19 protein-coding genes are annotated in these 17,316 nt (G+C 69.6%); 7 read left to right on the top strand and 12 right to left on the bottom strand.

Annotation, left to right across the window (positions count from 1 at the left end; genetic code table 11):
- Positions 1-7 precede the first annotated feature (7 nt).
- Complete coding sequence (glyS, locus tag GRX01_RS16150; RefSeq protein WP_159670024.1) at positions 8-1,804, bottom strand: glycine--tRNA ligase; 1,797 nt, start codon at positions 1,802-1,804, stop codon at positions 8-10.
- Position 1,805: 1 nt separating this feature from the next.
- Positions 1,806-2,660: a CBS domain-containing protein gene (locus GRX01_RS16145; protein ID WP_159670021.1), complete on the bottom strand. Its 855-nt coding sequence runs from the start codon at positions 2,658-2,660 to the stop codon at positions 1,806-1,808.
- A gap of 227 nt (positions 2,661-2,887) precedes the next feature.
- On the opposite strand from GRX01_RS16145, the gene GRX01_RS18945 reads away from it, so the two are divergent.
- Entirely contained in the window at positions 2,888-3,040 is a 153-nt protein-coding gene (locus tag GRX01_RS18945; RefSeq protein WP_201289625.1) for a DUF7556 family protein, read from the top strand.
- Positions 3,041-3,148: 108 nt separating this feature from the next.
- On the opposite strand, the gene GRX01_RS16140 is transcribed toward GRX01_RS18945, so the two are convergent.
- Both GRX01_RS16140 and GRX01_RS16135 read right to left on the bottom strand, forming a co-directional pair.
- Positions 3,149-3,400 carry a hypothetical protein gene (locus GRX01_RS16140; RefSeq protein ID WP_159670003.1) on the bottom strand — a complete coding sequence of 84 codons (252 nt, stop codon included), beginning with the start codon at positions 3,398-3,400 and terminating at the stop codon, positions 3,149-3,151.
- Positions 3,401-3,542: 142 nt separating this feature from the next.
- Positions 3,543-5,312, bottom strand: a complete 1,770-nt coding sequence (locus GRX01_RS16135; RefSeq protein ID WP_159670000.1) for a methyl-accepting chemotaxis protein — start codon at positions 5,310-5,312, stop codon at positions 3,543-3,545.
- 166 nt (positions 5,313-5,478) lie between these two features.
- On the opposite strand from GRX01_RS16135, the gene GRX01_RS16130 reads away from it, so the two are divergent.
- The gene (locus GRX01_RS16130) at positions 5,479-7,212 is read left to right on the top strand and encodes an excinuclease ABC subunit C (protein ID WP_159669997.1); all 1,734 of its coding nucleotides are present in this window, start codon (positions 5,479-5,481) and stop codon (positions 7,210-7,212) included.
- Positions 7,213-7,399: 187 nt separating this feature from the next.
- On the opposite strand, the gene upp is transcribed toward GRX01_RS16130, so the two are convergent.
- Complete coding sequence (gene upp, locus GRX01_RS16125) at positions 7,400-8,077, bottom strand: uracil phosphoribosyltransferase (protein WP_159669994.1); 678 nt, start codon at positions 8,075-8,077, stop codon at positions 7,400-7,402.
- 189 nt (positions 8,078-8,266) lie between these two features.
- Here upp and mdh point away from each other — a divergent pair, with 189 nt between their 5' ends.
- The 3 genes from mdh (at position 8,267) to GRX01_RS16110 (ending at position 10,555) form a co-directional block, all read left to right on the top strand.
- The gene (gene mdh, locus GRX01_RS16120) at positions 8,267-9,181 is read left to right on the top strand and encodes a malate dehydrogenase (RefSeq protein WP_159669991.1); all 915 of its coding nucleotides are present in this window, start codon (positions 8,267-8,269) and stop codon (positions 9,179-9,181) included.
- A gap of 97 nt (positions 9,182-9,278) precedes the next feature.
- Positions 9,279-10,163, top strand: coding sequence for an NAD-dependent epimerase/dehydratase family protein (locus tag GRX01_RS16115; protein WP_159669988.1), 885 nt, complete (start codon positions 9,279-9,281; stop codon positions 10,161-10,163).
- Positions 10,164-10,351: 188 nt separating this feature from the next.
- Positions 10,352-10,555, top strand: coding sequence for a DUF7569 family protein (locus GRX01_RS16110; RefSeq protein ID WP_159669985.1), 204 nt, complete (start codon positions 10,352-10,354; stop codon positions 10,553-10,555).
- A gap of 9 nt (positions 10,556-10,564) precedes the next feature.
- Here the strand turns inward: GRX01_RS16110 and GRX01_RS18940 are convergent, their stop codons facing one another.
- From GRX01_RS18940 to GRX01_RS16090, 5 genes are all read right to left on the bottom strand, one after another.
- Positions 10,565-10,741 carry a hypothetical protein gene (locus GRX01_RS18940; RefSeq protein WP_201289624.1) on the bottom strand — a complete coding sequence of 59 codons (177 nt, stop codon included), beginning with the start codon at positions 10,739-10,741 and terminating at the stop codon, positions 10,565-10,567.
- Positions 10,742-10,813: 72 nt separating this feature from the next.
- Positions 10,814-12,847: a S9 family peptidase gene (locus GRX01_RS16105; protein WP_159669982.1), complete on the bottom strand. Its 2,034-nt coding sequence runs from the start codon at positions 12,845-12,847 to the stop codon at positions 10,814-10,816.
- 90 nt (positions 12,848-12,937) lie between these two features.
- On the bottom strand, positions 12,938-13,570 hold the full coding sequence (locus tag GRX01_RS16100) for an IMPACT family protein (RefSeq protein WP_159669979.1): 633 nt from the start codon (positions 13,568-13,570) through the stop codon (positions 12,938-12,940).
- Between the two features lie 30 nt (positions 13,571-13,600).
- Positions 13,601-14,122, bottom strand: coding sequence for a hypothetical protein (locus GRX01_RS16095; RefSeq protein ID WP_159669976.1), 522 nt, complete (start codon positions 14,120-14,122; stop codon positions 13,601-13,603).
- Between the two features lie 42 nt (positions 14,123-14,164).
- Complete coding sequence (locus GRX01_RS16090; protein ID WP_159669973.1) at positions 14,165-14,665, bottom strand: amino acid-binding protein; 501 nt, start codon at positions 14,663-14,665, stop codon at positions 14,165-14,167.
- 202 nt (positions 14,666-14,867) lie between these two features.
- On the opposite strand from GRX01_RS16090, the gene GRX01_RS16085 reads away from it, so the two are divergent.
- Positions 14,868-15,587, top strand: a complete 720-nt coding sequence (locus tag GRX01_RS16085) for a hypothetical protein (protein WP_159669970.1) — start codon at positions 14,868-14,870, stop codon at positions 15,585-15,587.
- 30 nt (positions 15,588-15,617) lie between these two features.
- Here the strand turns inward: GRX01_RS16085 and hisB are convergent, their stop codons facing one another.
- Positions 15,618-16,208 (bottom strand): imidazoleglycerol-phosphate dehydratase HisB, encoded by a 591-nt coding sequence (gene hisB / locus GRX01_RS16080; protein ID WP_159669967.1) that lies wholly within the window; start codon positions 16,206-16,208, stop codon positions 15,618-15,620.
- A gap of 156 nt (positions 16,209-16,364) precedes the next feature.
- On the opposite strand from hisB, the gene GRX01_RS16075 reads away from it, so the two are divergent.
- On the top strand, positions 16,365-16,517 hold the full coding sequence (locus GRX01_RS16075; protein ID WP_159669964.1) for a hypothetical protein: 153 nt from the start codon (positions 16,365-16,367) through the stop codon (positions 16,515-16,517).
- A gap of 9 nt (positions 16,518-16,526) precedes the next feature.
- Here the strand turns inward: GRX01_RS16075 and hisA are convergent, their stop codons facing one another.
- Entirely contained in the window at positions 16,527-17,249 is a 723-nt protein-coding gene (gene hisA, locus GRX01_RS16070; protein ID WP_159669961.1) for a 1-(5-phosphoribosyl)-5-[(5-phosphoribosylamino)methylideneamino]imidazole-4-carboxamide isomerase, read from the bottom strand.
- Positions 17,250-17,316: the final 67 nt, after the last annotated feature.

Raw genomic sequence — 17,316 nt, 5'->3', positions numbered from 1 at the left:
CGGCGTCTCAGGCCGTCTCCACGTCCGTCTCGATCTCGTCGTGTGACTCCGCCAGCGCGTGGAACGCGCGGTCCTCCTCGGGATCGAGGAGGCGCGCGATCTCGTCGGCGACCTCGCCCACGGGCACGCGGACCTGCCGCGCGGAGTCGCGCTCGCGGACGGTGACGGTGTCGGGGTCGTCGCCCTCGACGCCGTCGCGGTCGACGGTGACACAGAACGGCGTGCCGACCTCGTCCTGCCGGCGGTAGCGCCGGCCGATCGAGCCGGAGTCGTCGTACTCGACGGAGAGGCCCGCCGCGCGCAGGTCGCCGGTGACCTCGTCAGCGAGGTCGAGCAGGCGGTCGTCGTTGGAGACGAGCGGGAAGACGGCGGCGTCGGTCGCCGCCATCTCCGGGTCCAAGGCGAGGTAGGTCCGCTCCTCGCCGTCGACCTCGTCGACGCGGTAGGCGTGCTCGATCACCGTGTAGACGATGCGGTCGACGCCGAACGACGGCTCGACGACGTGCGGCGTGATGTGCTCGCCGTTCTCGGTCACCTCCTCGACCGAGAAGTTCGCCACGTCCGTGGCGACCGTGTGCGTCTCGCCGTCGACCTCGACCTCGACCTCGTCGGCGTCGAAGGCGTCCGGGTCGCGCTCGGCGATCGTCTGCAACGCCTCGGCGACCGCGCCGGCGTCGCCGCCGAACTCGGGGCCGAGCGTCGCCATGTCGGGATCGACCGTCGCCCGCTCCACCGTCCTCGGCTCGTCGTACTGCTTGAACACCGTGAACGACTCGCCGGAGTGCTCGGCGTGCTTGGTCAGGTCGTAGTCCGAGCGGTAGGCGAAGCCGGTGATCTCGATCCAGTCGCCGCCGACTTCGCTCTCTGCGTCCCAGCAGTCGGCCGCGTAGTGGGCGAGTTCGCCGGGGAGGTGCTGGCGGAAGCGGAACCGGTCCATGTCGACGCCGACTCGCTCGTACCAGCCCTGCGCGACGCCGAGGTAGTAGCCGACCCACTCGGAGCCGATGACGCCCTCGTCGACGGCCTCGCCGACGGTCGTGGTGTACGCCTCGGCGTCCTCGTCCTCCTGCTCGGTGGCCGGGTACAGCGTGACCTCCACGTCCTCGACCTCGTGCAGGGGCGGCTCGTCCTCCTCGGGGTCGATGAACGTCTCCAGTTCGGCCTGCGTGAACTCCCGCACGCGGATGATACCCTTCCGGGGGCTGATCTCGTTGCGGTAGGCGGGGCCGATCTGGGTGACGCCGAACGGGAGGCGGTTCCGGGCGTACTCCTTCAGCCGCGGGAACTCCACGAAGATGCCCTGCGCCGTCTCCGGGCGCATGTAGCCGGGCTGGCCCGAGCCGGGGCCGATGCTCGTCTCGAACATGAGGTTGAAGTCCTCGACCGGCTCGTCCGAGAGCTCGGCGTCACACGAGGGGCACCGCAGGTCGTGTTCGCGGATGAGTTCCTCGACCTCCGGGACCGGCAGCGACTCGGCCTCCTCGATGTCGGTGTTGTCCTCGATGAGGTGGTCGGCACGGTGGGACTCGCCGCACTCGGGGCACTCGACGAGCATGTCGTCGAAGCCGTCGAGATGGCCGGACGCCTCGAAGACGGCCTCGGGCATGATCGTCGGCGCCTCGATCTCCATGTTGCCCTGGCGGACGGTGAACCGGTCGCGCCAGGCGGACTCGAGGTTGTCCTTCACCGCCGCGCCGTTGGGGCCGTACGTGTAGAAGCCCGCGACGCCGCCGTAGGCGCCGTTCGCGCCGAAGAAGAAGCCTCGACGCTTCGCCAGTTCGATCACGTCCTCCTGTGCGACCATCCTACAGCGCCTCCAGCAGGTGCACGTCCCGAACGATGCCGACGAGTTCGCCGCCGGCCTGCAGCGGGATCTGTTCGATGTCCTCCGTGATCATCTCCTGGGCGGCCTCGGTCACGCTCCGCCGGCGCGAGACGGTGACGACCTCCTCGGTCATGAACCCGGAGACCGGCTCGGCGGGGATCTCGACGTTCCGTGTGGGCACGTACGCCGCGCCGATGGCCTTGATCCCCTCCCACTTCCAGTCGTCGTCCTGGTCGGCGATGGAGTCGCCGGTGTCGTCCTCGCCCTCGACGACGCGGGCGACGTCGAGCACGTCGACCTCGGTGAGCATGCCCGCCATGTCGCCGTCGTCGCCCAGCGCAACCGCGTAGGGGACGTTCGCGAAGAACAGCTGTCGTTCGGCGACCGTCAGCGGCGTGCCGGTGTACACCGTGTTCACGTCGGTACCGGCGACGTCGCCGCAGGCGGCGTCGGTCTCCACCTTTCCACGGGCGATCGCGGCGACGATGTCCGTAACGGTGATGACACCAGTCAGTACGTCGCCGTTCTGCTCCTCGACGACGGGCACTCGGCGACTGCCCCCGATCATCACCTGCGCGGCGTCACGGAGGTTCGTGTCGGGTGTGACCGTCGGGACGTCCCGCATCAACAGCGCGAGCTGGTCCTCGTCGGGCTGTTCGATGAGGTCGTCCCGGGAGACGAGGCCGCGGTACACCTCCTCGTCGCCCTCGCCTTTCACGACCGGGACCGACGAGAAGCGGTACTCTTGGAGGTACGTGAGGACGTCGTCGCGACTGCCGGGGAGCGACACCGTGACGAGGTCTGCCCGCGGCGTCATCGCGTCTGCTACGTTCATACCCCGCAGTGCGCTCCGGCGCCTCTTGTATCATGCGAAGGTGTGGTGCCGCCCCACTCCCTGTTTCGTTCCGGCCGAGTCGTCGTCCCGGTCGGCGTGGGACTCCCGTCGAGGTCGTGTTCGACGGATCGGAAGCGGCCCCGTGATCCGGCGTCGATCCGACGAGCGACCCTGTGAATCGATGGCAATCCGACGAGTTTATCAGTGCGCATGTGAGACATAATCATATGGCAACGAGGCACACGGGATGCGAGCCCGGTGAGGTGATGGCGTCGGTCGACGAGAGCTCCGCGGAGTTCGTCATCGCGGACCTCGGGTGCGACGGCGCGTGGCTCTCCGTCGGCGAGGCGGACGCCCCGGTGCTCGAGAACTGGTGTTGAGGGCGGGGGACTCGCCTCCCCCACGCTCGCATTCTCGCCGCCGTTCTTCGCCGCTTTTCCGCGACTTCCGTCGTCGTCACGCGCCGATCGGTTCCGCCGACGGCGCCGTCAGATCTCGTCGTCCGGGTCGTGATCGGCGGCCATCCGCTCTGCCTCCGCGGCGTACCGTTCGCGCCGCTCGTCGTCGTCGACGCGCTCGGCGTCGTCCTCGTCGCGATCGATCGCGGCGGTGATCGACTTCCGCTGAAGCAACTCGATCGACGCCTGTCGGGTGTACGAGCGTCTACCGTCGACGCTCGCGTAGGTGAGTGTCACCGTCTGTCGGGTGTCGTACTCGCGGGAGACGAGCCAGAGACGCATGGATCCCGGTTCGACCGCGGACGAGAAAGACTGTGGGGGTCGCGACCGTCGATCCGGGGCCGACGACTGCTGAAGCAAACGGCGCGTCGCGATACCGGGACCGCGTCGAAGTGGCGTCGAAGTGGTGTCGAAGTGGCGTCGCTCAGTTCCCGAACTCGAAGCCGCCGTAGTCGTCGACCTCGGAGCCATCGCTTCCGGCTTCGTGGGCGCCATCGTCCGTGGACTGGTCCTTCCCCGACCGCCCGATCGTGATCCCGCCGTCGGTGCGGAACTCCGGATCCTCGGTCTCGGGCGAAGCCGTCCGACCGGCGCGGTCGACCGGCTTCCCGCCGTCGACGCGGACGCCGTCGCTCTCGGCGTTCTCGCCGCGGAGTTCGGCGACGCGCTGGGACAGCTCCGCGATCGCATCGCTCTGGTCGTCGGTCGCGGCGACGATCCGGTCGGCGGCGTGTTGGCTCTCCTTCGACCGCTCGCGGACCTCCTCGATGGTCGCGGTGAGCTCCTCGACGGTGGCCGCCTGGTCGTCGGTCGCGCGCGACACCTCCGCGATGCCGTCGGCCGCCTGGTCGATCGACGACGCGATGTCCTCGAACGCCTCCAACACGTCGTCGATCTGGTCGGCCGCGTGGTCGATCTGCTGGTGGCTCTGTTCGGCAGCGACGACCGTCGAGTCGGTCTGGCTCTGGAGCTCCTCGATGTTGCCGGTGATCTCTTCGGTGTGCTGTCGGGTCTCGTCGGCGAGCGTCTTCACCTCCTCGGCGACGACGGCGAAGCCGTCGCCCTCCTTGCCCGCGCGGGCGGCCTCGATGTTCGCGTTGAGCGCGAGCAGGTTCGTCTGCTCGGCCACGTCGGAGATGACCTCGACGACGGCCTCGATGTCGTCCATCCGGTCGCCGAGGTCCGTGACGGAGTCCACGAGCTCCTCGCCGATCTCCGTCACCTCCTCGGTCGCTTCGCGAGCGTCCTCGCTGGCGTCGAGCCCCTCGGTCGCGGCGTCTCGTGCCTGTTCGGCGGCCGTGTCGACCTCCTCGGCGGTCGCGGCGACCTCCTCCATCGACGCGGAGAACGTCTGCATCTCCGAGACGCCCTCGGAGAGCAGTTCGTTCTGCTCGCCGACGTTCTCGGCGATCTCCTCGGCGGCGTCGACCGCCTCCTCGACGGACTCTCCCAGTCGGACGGTGCCCTCGTCGACGCCGGCGGCGGTGTCCTGGAAGGCGTCAGCCATCCGGTTCAGGTCGTCGACGACCGACAGGAGCCGGTCGTCGAGGCAGTCGTTCTCGTCGACGAACGACGCTCGCGCGTCGAGGTCACCCTCCATCAACTTCTCCATCGACGTCCCGAGCTCGTCGACGAGCCCCTCGACCGCCCGCTGCCGGCGGACCTGGTCGGTCCGGTCGCGAACCGTCTCGACGACGGCGACGAGCTCGTCGTCCTCGTACAGCGGCATCGCCGTGAAGTAGATGTGGCGGTCATCGCCGTACTGGTCGGTCATCACGCTCTCGTCGCAGTAGAGCCACGTCGAGCGGTCCTCCAGCCCGACGTCGAACTCCTCGTGGACCGACTTCGGGTACTCGAGCACCTTGTCGGCGAGCGTCTGTGCCCTACGCCCGTCGGGGTAGAACATCTCGCTGGCGTGTTCGTGGCCGATCGCCTCCTCGGCGGTCGCGCCGGTCAGCTCCTCGATCGCGGAGTTCCAGGCGACGATCTCCCCGTCGGCGTCCAACATGAAGACGGGCGACCCGACGCCGTCGAGCAGCAGGTCGTCGTCGACGTTCAGTTCGTCGTCCTCTTCCTCCTCCTCGGGCGAGGGGATCGGGTCGCCGCCGGGCTGAACGGTGACGCCGCCGTCGGCCACCGGCTCCTCCCGGTTCGTCCCCGCGATCCACTCCCGGAAGCGGGCGAGTAGTGACATACCCTAGGGCTCTCCGAATCCCGTTTAACCGTTGCCGTCCGGGAATCAGATACGATACTCTCGGTCTTCGTCGAGAGCTCGACCGCGCTCCGCCGGGTGACCAATCGGCGAATCGTCCCGAGACGGACGCGTCAGCCTCAAACGCGCGGAGCCCCAGTTACCCACGATGGACGCGAGCGCCGTTCGCGAGCGTGCGGCGAACATCCCCCGTGAGCCGGGGATCTACCAGTTCCTCGACGGCGACACCGTTCTCTACGTCGGGAAGGCGGTCGACCTTCGCGACCGGGTGCCGTCGTACGCGGACCCGCGGTCCGCTCGGGTCCGACGGATGGTCGACCGGGCGGACGCGATCGATTTCGCGGTCACCGACACGGAGACGCAGGCGCTGCTGCTGGAGGCGAACCTGATCAAGCGACTCAACCCGCGCTTCAACGTCCGTCTCAAGGACGACAAGTCGTACCCGTTGGTCCAACTCACCGACCACCCGATTCCGCGGATCGAGGCGACGCGCGACCCAGACGAGGCGGCGACCGTCTTCGGCCCGTTCACGGACAAGGGTCGCGTCGACACGGTGATCAAGGCGATCCGCGAGACGTACGGGTTGCGCGGCTGCTCGGACCACAAGTACCGGGGCCGCGATCGACCCTGTCTCGACTACGAGATGGGACTGTGTTCCGCCCCGTGCACCGGGGAGATAGACGAGGCGTCCTACCGCGAGGACGTCGAGTCCGCGGTCCGCTTCTTCGAAGGGGAGACCGGCGCGCTCGCCGACCCACTGCGCCGGGAGATGGAGGCGGCCGCACAGTCGCGGGAGTTCGAACGTGCGGCGAACCTCCGTGATCGCCTCGACGTCGTCGAGGCGTTCCACGGCGAGGGCGAGGAGGCCGTCGCCGACCGCTCCGACGAGCGCGCGGTCGACGTGCTCGGCGCGGCCGTCGAGGGCGACTCGGCGGTCGTCGCCCGCCTGCACAGCGAGCGCGGTCAACTCGTCGATCGGTCCCGCCACTCGCTGGACGCCCCGGACGCGGAGGACCGGATCGCGGAGGTGTTGTCGGCGTTCCTCGTGCAGTACTACGCCGAGCGGGAGCTCCCGGACGCGATCCTGCTCTCGGAACGTCCGGCCGACGAGGACGTGCTCGCGTGGCTGGAGGCCGAGGGCGTCGCCGTCCGCGTCCCCGGTGCGGGCCGAGAGGCGAAGCTCGTCGACCTCGCGCTGAAGAACGCCCGCAGCGGTCCGACCCGACGGGACGAGCTGTCCGCGCTCGCGAACGCCCTCGGGATCGACCGGCCCGAGCGAATCGAGGGGTTCGACGTGAGTCACGCGCAGGGGAAACACGTCGTCGGCTCGGACGTATGCTTCGTCGGCGGGAACGCCCGGACTGCGGACTACCGGCGGAAGAAGCTCACCGACCGCAACGACGACTACGCCAACATGCGCGAGTTGGTGCGGTGGCGCGCCGAACGCGCGATCGAGGGTGACGACGACCGCCCCGATCCGGATCTGTTGCTCGTCGACGGCGGCGACGGACAACTGGGTGCCGCCCGCGACGCCCTCGCCGAGGTCGGCTGGTCGGTTCCGGTGGTGGCGCTCGCCAAGGAGGAGGAACTGGTCATCACTCCCGACGGAGTACTCCGCTGGGACGACGACGCTCCGCACCTCCACCTTCTCCAACGCGTGCGCGACGAGGCCCACCGGTTCGCGGTCCAGTACCATCAGACGCTGCGGGACGACGTCTCGACCGTCCTCGACGAGGTATCCGGGATCGGTCCCGAGACGCGGCGACGACTGCTCCGCCGGTTCGGTTCCGTCGAGAACGTCCGCGCGGCCAGCGAATCCGATCTCCTCGACGTACCTGGCGTCGGCGAGAAGACGGCGCGGGCGCTGAAGGCTCGGCTGTGACCTCGTGTCCGTATCGCCGTTCGCTTCGTGGCTGACAGGTGATCCCGCGTCGTCACGTCGAGGGTGGATCACGCACCCGCCCCGTTCCCCGACGCCTGCCGCTACGTCACGCGACGTGATGGTCCCGGTTTCGTACAAGAAGGTTCGGCCGGACGAGCTCCGTTGTCGCCGGGTCCCGGAGTCGACGCTACTGCGTCCGGAACGCGCGGTCGCCTGCGTCGCCGAGGCCGGGGACGATGAACCCCTCGTCGTTGAGCTCGTCGTCGATGGCGACGGTGAGGAGATCGGCCTCGGGAACCGCCTCGGCGACGCGGGTGAGCCCGTCGGGGGCGGAGACCGCAGAGAGGACGAACAGGTCCTCCGGCTCGGGGTTGTCCCCGAGCACGTGATCGAGGACGGTACACATCGTCGACCCGGTCGCGAGCATCGGGTCGGCGACGATGACGGTGTCCTCCTCGGTGATGTCGGGAAGCTTCGTGTAGTCGATCTCGATGGGGAAGGTGCCGTCCTCGGCCATTCCGGCCTCCTCGTTGCGACCGGCGGAGATGACGCCCTGTTTGGCTCGCGGGAACGCCTTCAACAGCCCCTCGACGAACGGCGTCGCGGCGCGGAGCACGTTGATGATAACGACGTTGTCGAGCCCCTTCACGCGCTCGCCGGTCGTCTCGGCCATCGGCGTCTCGATCGAGACGAACTCCGTCTCCATCGCGCCGTCGATGATCTCGTAGCCGCAGATACGGCCCAGCTTCACCAGACCCTTCCGGAACGCGACCTGTTCCGTCTCCACGTCGCGCAGCCGCGAGAGGGTGTCCTTCGCCAGCGCGTGCGTGATGAGGTGTGCGTCCCCTCGGTCCTCGATGGCCATCGTTGTCGAAGGTAGCTGTGCGGGCGCTCATAATCCCGTTGGCTCGCGCGTCTCGTGTCCGAGTGTCGCGTGGATCCCGGGCTCGCGGGGCCGTGATTTCGTCGATCGTCGATCCGCCCTACGTCGTTCGCCGCCGAGATCGTCGGTTTCGAAACGTTTACCGGCGACTCGGTCGGCTGTGTACGTGATATGACGAAAGTCAGCGTGATCGGCGCGGCGGGAACCGTGGGCGCCGCAGCGGGCTACAACATCGCGCTCCGGGACATCGCGGACGAACTCGTGTTCGTCGACATTCCGGACATGGAGGAGACGACGATCGGCCAGGCGGCCGACACCAACCACGGAGTCGCGTACGACTCCAACACGCGGATCCGGCAGGGCGGCTACGAGGCCACCGAGGGGTCCGACGTCGTCGTCATCACCGCGGGCATCCCGCGAAAGGAGGGCCAGACTCGGATCGATCTGGCGGGCGACAACGCGCCCATCATGGAAGACATCGGCGAGTCGCTGCGCGAGTACAACGACGACTTCGTCTCGATCACCACGTCGAACCCCGTGGACCTGCTCAACCGTCACCTGTACGAGAGCGGCGAGCGCGCCCGGGAGAAGGTGATCGGCTTCGGCGGCCGCCTCGACTCCGCGCGCTTCCGGTACGTCCTCTCCGAGCGCTTCGACGCGCCGGTGACGAACGTCGAGGCGACGATCCTCGGCGAGCACGGCGACGCACAGGTGCCCGTGTTCTCGAAGGTCCGCGTCGACGGGACCGACCCCGAGTTCACCGCCGACGAGAAGGAGGAGATCCTCGGCGACCTGCAGGAGTCGGCGATGGACGTCATCTCGCGCAAGGGCGCGACTGAGTGGGGTCCGGCGACCGGCGTCGCCCACATGGTCGAGGCCGTCGTCCGCGACACCGGCGAGGTGCTCCCCGGCTCGATCGCGCTGGACGGCGAGTTCGGCCACGAGGACACCGCCTTCGGCGTCCCCGTGAAGCTCGGTTCCGACGGCGTCGAGGAGGTCGTCGAGTGGGACCTGGACGACTACGAGGTCGACCTCATGGACGAGGCGGCCGAGAAGCTCGCCGACCAGTACGGGAAGATCGCGTAACCGGAACCTCCCCCACTCGGACACGGAGTCGCCCGAGCGACCGGCCTCGATCCGAGGAACCGACCCCGTTTTTGACGCGACGGCCCCACCGGAGCGTATGGGCTCGACAGTCATCGTCACCGGCGGCCTCGGCCGCTCGGGTCGTCGGATCGTGGACCGGCTCGCCGACGACCACGAGGTCGTCTGCGTCGACCTCGACCACCCCGGCTACGAGGTGACTCCCCGCGCGAACGTCGACTTCCGCACCGCCGACCTCACCGACGCGGGCGAGACGTTCGACCTCGTCGGCGAGGTCGACCCCGACGCGGTCGTCCACTGGGGCTCGCACCCGTCGCCGACGCGCCACGCGGGGAGTCGCGTCTTTCAGGACAACGTCGCCGGCGCGTACAACGTTCTCGTCGCCGCCGGCCGCGCGGACGCGGCCGTCGTGCAGGCGTCCAGCGAGAGCGCCTACGGCCTCGCGTTCGCCGAGGAGACGCCGCTCCCGGAGGAACTCCCGATCACGGAGGATCACCCGATGCGCCCCGAGGACCCGTACGGAACCGGGAAGGTCGTCGCCGAGGAGATCGCGGACATGGTCCGCCGCCGCCACGGCGTCCCCGTCACCTCGATCCGGCCGTCGTGGATCCAGTACCCCGGCGAGTACGCCTGCCGCGATCTCGACGCCCTCGCCGACGGCGCGGGGAACTGCTGGTCCTACGTTGACGTGCGGGACGTGGCCTCGCTCGTCGCCCGCGCGGTCGCCGACCCGCCCGCCGGCCACGAGGCGGTTCACGCGGCCGCCGCCGACAACTACCTCGGCCGGCCGACCGCCGAGGCGGTCGAGGAGCAATTCGGCGGCCTCCCCGACGAGTGTCGCCTCGCTGGAGAGGAGTCCGCGCTGTCGACGGCGAAGGCGGCCGAGCTGTTCGACTGGACCCCCGAGCACGAGTGGCGAACCGCCCGCGAGGCGGACGCGTCGGCGCCCGACATGTGGAGTTGACGAACGCGAACGTTCGAATCCGATGTCGGAACCAGCGCCCCCATGACCTGACGAGGGCCGTGGCGGGTTCGCGGGTGCGCGGCATCCCCGTCACGAAGCGATCCTGCCGCCTGTTCGCCATCCCGGAGCCGCCTCCACGGCGACACATCGAAGCAACGACTAAATCGCTGGCTCGCACAGCCGAAGGTATGGCCGACTCCTGTGACGCGTGCGGATCGGCGGTGGAGGACGCGCTCGCCCGGACGGTCCGGCTCTCGGTCGATCGCTCGACGGTCGACGAGCAGCGACTGTGCCCGGGCTGCTTCGCCGACTGGATCGATCGCTACGAGGAACGGATGCGGTCGGAACCGGACGTGACGATCGACGAGGACAACGACATCATCGTCGACTGAGGCGGGTCGTCACCCCCCGATCGAACAGGTCGTCCCGAGCGCGAGTCCCTCCTCCTCGATGTGCGCCGACAGGCACCCGTAGTTGCAGTACGGCGTCTCCGTCCCCGAGCCGTCCTCGCGGACGTACACCGGATCGTGGGCGGTCACGTCACAGCCGCAGTACGCGCAGTCGGAAGCGTCGCTCATCGTCGCTGACGACGGGCGGCGGACGTAAAACGAGTCCCCGGGCGTGCGTCCGTGGCGAGCGTGCGGCTCGGCTTACTCCTCGTCCTCGTCGTCCGCACCGGCGCTCAGTCCGTCGTCGTCGGGACGGTCGAGCGCGCGCTCGGCGTCGTGATGCTCCGAGTAGCCGTCGAACCACCGGGCGATGCGCTCGATCCGGTCGACGATGTGGGCCGGTTCGCCCGAGCGCGACAGTTCGTGGCCCTCACGCGGGTACCGCACCAGCCGCGTGTCGACGCCGGCCTTGCGCAGGATACGGTGGTACAGCTCCGCCGTGTTATCGGGCGTCCGATAGTCCTGGTCCGAGTGGACCAGCAGCGTCGGCGTGTCCACCTCGTTCGCGTACGCGACCGGCGAGTGCTCCCAGAGGAACTCCGGCTCCTCCCACGGCGTCGTGTCGTAGTCCCCCTCGACCAGCTTGTACGCGCCGTCGGTCGACCCGTAGAACCCGGTGAAGTCGTACACGCCGCGCTGGGAGACGGCCGCGCGGAAGTAGTCGGTCTGTCCGACAGTCCACGACGTCATGTAGCCGCCGAAGGAGCCGCCGGTGAGGAAAGCGTTCGTCTCGTCGACGTACTCCCTGCTCGCGACCTCCTCGACGCCGGCCATCACGTCGGTGAGGGTCACGTCGCCCCAGTCGCGCTCGATGGCCTGCATGAACTCCTCGCCGAAGCCGGTGGAGCCGCGCGGGTTCGACCAGAAGACGACGTAGCCGCGGGCCGCGAGCGTCTGGAACTCGTGCCACATCGTCCCGCTGGTCGTCCACATCGCGTGCGGCCCCCCGTGAACCTCCACGGCGAGCGGGTACGTCTCGTCCTCGTTGAACTCCGGCGGCGTCAGGACCCACCCTTCGACGGGCCCCTGTTCGGACTCGAACGCGAGCGGCTCCGGTTCGGAGACCGCGACCGAGTCGAGGTACTCGCCGTTCAGGCGGGTCAGTCTGCGCTCCTCGGAGCCGTCGAGCACGAACAGGTCGCCGGGATGGTCCCACTCGCTTTTCGTGATCGCCGTCACGCCGTCGGCGATGTGTGCGCCGTTGACGGCGCCGCCGCGGTACTCCCGTTCGGGATCGGCGTTCACGTCGCCGGGGGCCGACCAGAGGCTCGTCGCGCCCTCGTCGGGCGTCGTGAAGAACACGCGCTCCTCGTCGGGGCCCCACTGCGGGGCCGCCTCGTAGCCCAGCCCGCGGTCGAGATCGGCGGTGAGGTCGAACGTCTCGTCGGCCGCACGGTCGTACACGTGGAGTTCCGTCGGCTGGATGCTCGCCTGCTCGGCCTCGGTGTAGGTGTAGGCGATCCGGTGGTCCTCCGTGGCCGCGAGCGACGCACCCCACCCCGTCGTCCGGTGGATGTCCTCGGTCTCGCCCGACTCGGTGTCGTAGGCGACGATGTCGATCTGGTAGTTGTCGTCCGGGTCCTCGCCGGCCTTCTGTGCCGTGAAGTACAGCGTCTCGTCGTCACCCCACGTCGGCCCCGCGTGATCGTGGTCGCCGTCGGTGACGCGCGTGAGATCGCCCGACTCCACGTCGAGCACGTACACCTGCGGCCGCTTCCCGTCGAAGTAGTTGGTGCCGGTTCGGTAGACGGTCCGGTCGATGACCCGCGGGTCCGGCTCCTCCGGCTCGTACTCCTCGGGAACCGCCATGTCCCGTTCCTCCTCGCGGTCCTCCTCGGTGACCGACTGGAGGAACGCGATCCGGCTGCCGTCGGGGCTCCACGCGATCGAACTGACGCCGCCGACCACGTCCGTCACCCGTTCGGCCTCGCCGCCGGGGCCGTCGAGCGGGAGCAGCCACAGCTGCTGGGTGTCGTCGTCCTTCCCACGCGTCGAGGTGAACGCGAGTCGGTTTCCGGACGGCGAGAACCGGGGCTCCGCGTCGGCCCCCTCCTCCAGCGTCAGCCGTCGGGCGTCGTCGTCGCCGTCGGCCGACGCGAGGTACACCGTCGACTCGTAGGACTCGTCGTCGTCCGGTACGCTCCGCACGAACGCGACGTGCTCGCCGTCCGGCGCGACCCGCGGATCGCTCGGCTTGGCGATGTCGTGGAAGTCGCTCGCCTGAATGTGGTCCATACCGCGGGGTCGGAGCCGCGTGCAAAGTACGTTCGGAACCCGGAACGGGATGGCGACTTCCGAGGCCGGGTCGCGGCGGGTCCGGTCCGGCTACTCGATGCCGACACGGCCGCTCGTCGCCGACCGCAGGCGATCGCGTAGCTCCGGCGCATCGGCGACGGGGACGCGCGCCTCGAACGTCACCTCGGCGTCGTAGTCGGCGTCGAACTCGACGCCGGTCGACTCGAGGACGCTCCTGACGGTACCGGAGTCGTCGTACGCGACCCTGAGCGAAACGTGCTCGTGTGGTCGCTCCTCGACGACGCCCGCGGCGTCGAGCCCGTCCTTCACCCCGCGGGAGTAGGCCCGTGCGAGCCCGCCGACGCCGAGGTTCGTCCCGCCGTAGTAGCGCGTGACGACGGCGACGACGTTACGGATCTCCTGCTGTTGGAGGACGTTCAGCGCCGGCTTGCCGGCCGAGCCGGTCGGCTCGCCGTCGTCGCTGGAGTACTCCCGGAGCATCACCTCGCCCGGCGACTTCGAGGCGCCGCCGCCCGCGGGGACGCGGTAGGCGGGGACGTTGTGCGTCGCGTCGTCGTACTCCGCCTCGACCTCGTCGACGAACGCCTCCGCCTCGTCGACGGTGTCGGCGGGAGCGAGGTGGCCGATGAACCGCGATCCCTGCACCGTGAACTCCGCGGACGCGCGCTCGGCGACGGTGCGGTACGGTTCGGGGCTCGTCATGGCGGTGTGTCCCGACGGCGCGTGAAAGGGTTACTCGTCTCTCGTCGCGGTGGTCGCCGACTCCCCGGCGTCGTCAACCGCGTTCGACGGCGATCCGTCGTCAGCCGCGTTGGACGGGAGCCCGGGGTCGGCGACGAACAGCGCGAGGAACGCGGCCGCGCCGAGCGCCTGTGCGGCGAACGAGACCAGCGCGATCGGGTCGCTCGCGAGGTGCGCGGCGACCTCGCCGACCGGGTCGCTCACGTCGTGGCGCGGGAGGAGACCGCCGTGGTCGGTGAGGTGCCACCAGACGTACCCGGCGGAGTAGGTGAGCAACACGCCGGCGCTCAACGAGTAGAGCCGCCGGTTGTGTGATCCGCGGACGATGACCGTCGCGAGCGCGACGAGCAACAGCGCCGAGGGGACGAACAGGTAGGGGCGAGGGTCCCGGACCGACAGTAGCGGGAGGTAGACGAACAGCCGCGGGAGTCCCTCGATCAGGTGGATCGCCGCCGAGACGAGCGCCGCCTGCACGCCGAGCACGCGCAGGAGGCTCGCGGTTCGGTCGTCCATGCACCCAACTCGGCGAGTCGCGGTGAAATCGCCGTCGGTTCGTCAGAACTCGACGCTGCGGACGTACTCCAACTCACGGATCGACACGAGCAGATCCCCCGGCAGTTCCCCGTCGGTGATGAGGTACAGCTTCGGCTCGTCGGCGAACTCGGGATCGTCGGAGAGGACCTGCCGCAGCGAGAGCCCGGCGTCGGCGAGCAGTCCCGTGATATCGGCGACGATGCCGGCGGCGTCGGGGTCGCCGACCTCGACGGTGAGCACCGTGAGCCCGAGCACCGGCGCCAGGTCCATCAGACTCGGCACCGAGGTGATGTTGGCGAAGATCCGGCGCAGCTCCTCGTCCTCGCGGACCGCGGTCGTCGTCGCGTCGACGACCCGGCGGTCGACGCCAGCCTCGCGGGCGATCCCGGTGTCGGGGATCTCGATACCGCCGGAGACGACGCGGCCCTCCTCGTTGACGGAGAACCCGCGCGCGAGCAGGAGCCTGACCACCGCCTGCTGTCCCGGCGACCCCTCGAACTTCCCCAGGATCTCGTCGAACATTCGTGGTCATCGTCGCCCACCTGCGGGCATAACTGTTCGGTGTTGAGCGATCGGAGGTCGTGCTCGCCGTTCGCTTTCGCGGTCTCACTTCGTTCGACCGCGCCCGCCTCGCGTGTCGTTTCACTCCCCGCTCGTCATCGTGGCCTCCCTTCGCTCGGCCACGCCCACAACGCCCTTGTCGGCCCCCACCCACGCTCCGCACATGCGCGCACTCGACTGCGACTTCTGCGGGGGGACGGCGGGAGGCGCCTACGAGGTCCTCCCCGAGGGCCTCGATCCCGCCCCGGACGAACAGGTACGGCTCGTCCTCTGTGACTCCTGTCGGCGGACGCTCGACGGCGTGGTGGCCCCCCTCCTCGACCGCCTCGATGCCGGCGGCGCGGGGAACACGGACTCCTCGTTCGCCGCGGACGCTGCCGGACAGGGTTCGCCGGCCGACGACGAGAACGACAAGGGCGGCGAGGACGACGAGGGGACCGCCGAGACCGGAGAGGACTCGGGGTTCGGGATCGACACGGCGGGACACGATTCCCCGTCCCCCGCGGAGTTGGACCTCTCGGCGGCCGACGACGACCACGGGGAGACCGACGGCGCTCACACCGTGGTGGAGGACGACGCCGCGGACGCGACAGACGACGCCGCGGACCGGACCGACGGCCCCGGGGACGACCGGGGCGGCGCGGCGGCGACGAGGGAGGACGACCCGGACGCGACAGGGACTGACGCCGATGAGGAACCGGCGGAGTTTCGGACGGTGATGCGATTCCTCAACAACCGCGAGTTCCCCGTCGACCGCGCGGAGGTGGCGGAGTTCGCGGCCGGCGCCTACGACCTCGAGGACGAGGAGGTACGGGAGATCTTCGACTACGCGATCGAGCGCGGGGTCCTCGTCGAGGACGACGGACAGTTGTCGAAGGGATAGCGGGTCCCTCGGGTACGATCCCGCTCCGACTCAGAGGTCGCCCTTGGTGCTCGGCGTGTCGCTTCGGCGTTCGTCGAGGCGGGTCGCGTCGTCCAGCGCCCGCGCGAGCGCCTTGAACAGCGCCTCCACCTCGTGGTGGGCGTTGACGCCGGTCTCGACCTCGGCGTGCAGCGTCAGGCCGGCGTTCATCGCCAGCGAGTACGCGAAGTGCCGGGCCATGTCGCTGGTCAGCTCGCCCACCGCCGCCTGCGAGAACCCGCCCGAGAAGTCGAAGTACGGCCGGCCGCTCACGTCGACGACGACGCCGGCGACCGCCTCGTCGAGCGGTACGCGTCGGTCCGCGTAGCGCCGGATGCCCCGCTTGTCACCCAGCGCCTCCGCGAACGCCTCGCCGAGGGCGATCCCCACGTCCTCGACGGTGTGGTGGTCGTCGATGTGCGTGTCGCCGTCGCAGCGGACGGTCAGATCGAACAGCCCGTGCTTCGCGAAGGAGGTCAGCATGTGGTCGAGGAAGCCGACGCCGGTGTCGGCCTCGCTGTCGCCGTCGCCGTCGATCGCGAGCGTGAGGTCGATGTCCGTCTCGGCCGTCTCTCGACTGACGGCCGCCGTGCGGTCGCTCATGGCCGTGGCCTCGGCGCCGCCGGCCAAGACGGTTCCGGCTTCGTCGGTCGTCGCGCCTCGCGTGCTGTCCCACATCCGTCTGGCCCCTTCGCCCGACAGCCGTCTGACGGCCGTTCGACGGGGATTCAAGTCGATCTGTGTGTGATAAAGACACACATGAACGAGGAACTCCCGGCGGCGATCGCGTTCGCCGGCGGTTCCGTCTCGCTCTCGTCGGCGACGGACGCGGGACTCGTGGTCGGGCTGGTGCTGATGGCGGTCGCGACGGTGCTGGCGGTCACGTGGATATCGAGACGACTGGGGAACTGAGCCGTCGTCTCAGGCCGACTGGGACTCGGCGAGGGTGAACCGCCCCTCGTACAGCGCGGTGCCGACGACGACGGCCGCGGCGCCGGCCTCGCGTACCGCACGAACGTCATCGAGCGTCGTCACGCCACCGGAAGCGACGACCGGGATGTCCACGGCGTCGACGACGCGCTCGACCTGCTCGCGGTTGATCCCCTCCAACTGTCCCTCCACGTCCACGTCGGTGAACAGGATCGCGCCCGCGCCGAGGTCCTCGTAGCGGCCGGCGGCTTCGGCCGGGTCGAGACCGGTTCCCTCCGTCCACCCGGAAACGACGACCTCCCCGTCCCTCGCGTCGAGACTCACCATCACGCTCCCGGGATGCTCCTCGGAGATCTCGGCGACGATGTCGGGGTTCTCTACGGCGGCGGTGCCGAGGATGACGCGGTCGACGCCGCGGTCGAGGAGGTCGATCGCACCATCTGCTGTGCGGATCCCGCCGCCGAGCTGGACGGGCACGTCCACCGCGTCGAGGACGGCGTCGACGGCGTCGGCGTTGACGCGCTCGCCCTCGAAGGCGCCGTCGAGGTCGACGAGGTGGAGCGTCCGGGCGCCCTCGTCGACCCAGCGTCGTGCGGCCTCGACGGGGTCGCCGTAGCGGGTGGCCGTGCCGCGCTCGCCCTGCACCAGTTGGACGACCTCGCCCTCCTGCATGTCGACGGCGGGGATCACCTCGAACTCCGGGAAGTGGCTCATGCGAGGGCCTGCGTCGGGGCGGCTGGTAAGTCGTTCGTCATCGGCGACTCTGGACGTCGGGTTCCGG

This window comes from Halobaculum saliterrae (genome assembly GCF_009831625.1).
GTDB lineage: Archaea > Halobacteriota > Halobacteria > Halobacteriales > Haloferacaceae > Halobaculum > Halobaculum saliterrae.
Note: the sequence above shows the minus strand (reverse complement) of the source record. Positions and strands in the feature narration are given on the sequence as shown.